This window comes from Aeromicrobium sp. Leaf272 (assembly GCF_001422865.1).
GTDB lineage: Bacteria > Actinomycetota > Actinomycetes > Propionibacteriales > Nocardioidaceae > Aeromicrobium.
This window is the reverse complement of record NZ_LMMY01000011.1, coordinates 276,129-278,501: the sequence shown is the minus strand read 5'-3', so window position 1 is coordinate 278,501 and position 2,373 is coordinate 276,129. Positions and strand designations below refer to the sequence as shown.

The 2,373-nt window shown below is 74.6% G+C and carries 1 protein-coding gene and 1 pseudogene; one reads left to right on the top strand and one right to left on the bottom strand.

The genetic code is table 11. The features are described 5' to 3' along the window. Window positions 1-2 precede the first annotated feature (2 nt). Entirely contained in the window at window positions 3-1,964 is a 1,962-nt protein-coding gene (malQ, locus tag ASF38_RS08410) for a 4-alpha-glucanotransferase (protein ID WP_056575434.1), read from the bottom strand. A gap of 141 nt (window positions 1,965-2,105) precedes the next feature. Here malQ and ASF38_RS19210 point away from each other — a divergent pair. Further along, window positions 2,106-2,373, top strand: a pseudogene (locus ASF38_RS19210) (haloacid dehalogenase); the annotation flags it as partial.

The window sequence follows — 2,373 nt, the reverse complement described above, 5'->3', positions numbered from 1 at the left end:
GGTCAGGTGGGGCGGGCGGCGCGCAGCGGGGCGACGGCGGCCTGCACCCGGGGGTGGTCGAAGAAGGCGTCGAGGTCCACGGGAAGGCGGACCTTCCAGTTGGGGTACTCGTCCACGGTGCCCGGCAGGTTCGGCTGACGCACCTGGCCGACGGCGTCGGCGGGTGAGCTCAGCACCAGGCGCGACGCGGCCGGAGCGATGACGGCGTGCAGCGCGACGAGCAGGTCGTCGGTGTCGACGCCCTCGGCGCGCAGCAGGTCGAGCAGCGCCTCCTTGTCGGCGGCCGCGGTGGCGAGCGCGTCGTCCACCGGCTCGCCCAGCAGGTCGAGCCGGTCCTGGACGTGGATGCGTTCGTCGCGCAGCCAGCCCTCGACCGTCGGCAGGTCGTGGGTGCTGATGCTCGCCATGGTCTCGGGCTCCCAGGCGCGGGGCGGTACGTGCGGCTGCCCCGGGGCGTCCCAGTCGCGCTCGAACCACAGCACGGCCGAGCTGAGGATGCCGCGCGCGTGCATGGTCTCGGTGACCACGTCCTCGACGGTGCCGAGGTCCTCGCCGACGACGATGGCGCCGGCGCGGGTGGCCTCGAGCAGCAGGACGGCGAGCATCACGTCGGCGTCGTAGTGCACGTAGGTGCCGCGGTGCGCGGGCTCGCCCGGCGGGATCCACCACAGCCGCCACAGACCCGCCACGTGGTCCACGCGGATGCCGTCACCGTGGCGCAGCACGCTGCGGACGACGTCGCGAAAGGGTGCGTAGCCGGTCTCCACCAGGCGGTCGGGCCGCCACGGCGGGAGGTCCCAGTCCTGGCCGAGCGGGTTGAAGGCGTCGGCCGGGCAGCCGACGCGCACGTCGGAGGCGAACACGCTCTGCAGGGCCCAGGCGTCGGCGCCACCGGGGTGCACGCCCACCGGCAGGTCGTGCACGAGTCCGACGGCCATGCCGGCGTCGTGGGCCGCGTCGCGGGCGGCGTCGAGCTGCTGACGGCACAGGTGCTGGAGCCAGGCGTGGAAGGCGACGCGGTCGGCCAGGTCGGCGCGGGCCCGGACGACGGCGTCGGAGGTCGGGTCGCGCAGCGGCTCCGGCCAGGTGCGCCAGTCGGCGCCGTGCTGCTCGGCCAGGGCCGAGAACGTGGCGAAGGCGGCCAGGTCGGGCTCGGCGTCGAGGTCGACGTCCTCGTCGGCGGGGGCGAAGGGTCGCAGCAGCTCCAGGGCCGCGCGCTTCGCCTCCCACACGGCGTCGTGGTCGAGCAGGTCGTCCGCAGGATCGGGGTCCGGTGCTAGCCGTAGCACCTGGTCGCGGACGGACGGGTCGGCCGCGGCGAAGGCGTCGACGTCGGTCACGCGCAGGTAGAGCGGGCTCGCGAACCGTCGGCTCGACGGGGAGTAGGGGGAGCGGACGAGCGGCGTCGACGGCACGAACGCCTGCACCGGGTTGACCAGCAGCACGCCGGCGCCCTGCTCGGTGGCGGCGCGTCGGGCCAGGTCGGCGAGGTCGACCAGGTCGCCCATCTGCCACGACCCGGCCGAGTGCAACGCGTACAGCTGGAGCATCCAGCCCCACGTGCGCGGCACCTCCGGCAGTCGGGCCGGGGCGACGACGAGCGTCACGTCCTGGGCGTCGGTGACGAACCGGTGCCAGCCGAGCGGCAGGTCCGCGGGCAGCGTCCCCTGCACGTCGAGGTGGCCGCCGTCCTCCAGCAGCACCCGACCCGCCACGCCGACCTCGCGGGCCACGCCCTGCGTCGCGGCGATGGTCGACTCGAGCGGTCGGGCGTCGGCCGCGGCGCGCTCGAGTGCGTGACCGACCGCCTCCGGGGTCGTGGCGTCGACGCCCAGCTGACCGAGCACGGCCACGACGATCTCGCGGTCCACCTCGACGGGGCGCCGGTCCGAGCCCTCGTACGCGACCGCGACGCCGTGGGCCGCGGCGAGGCGCGCGAGGTCGTCAGCGTCGGAGGGGGGCATGACGTCCAGCATGGTCGCGGACGGCCCGGCCCACCACTTCGGGGCACGAGGGAGGGGTCACACCCGGGGAGTACCCGCCGGCCCGACCCGCAATCGGACGCCGTTCACATCGGCGACACGAGGCGGGCCTACGCTTCTCGGGTGGACTGGAGCGACTACGACGCGGCCCTCTTCGACCTCGACGGTGTCATCACCCCGACGGCCGAGGTGCACATGCGCGCCTGGAACCAGATGTTCAACGACTTCCTGACGGCGCGGGGGGTCGAGGAGCCGTACACCGACGACGACTACTACCGGTACGTCGACGGCAAGCCGCGCTACGACGGCGTGCGCTCGTTCCTGGCCTCGCGCGACATCGAGCTGCCCGAGGGCACGCCCGACGACGCCCCCGAGGAGGAGACCGTCGGCG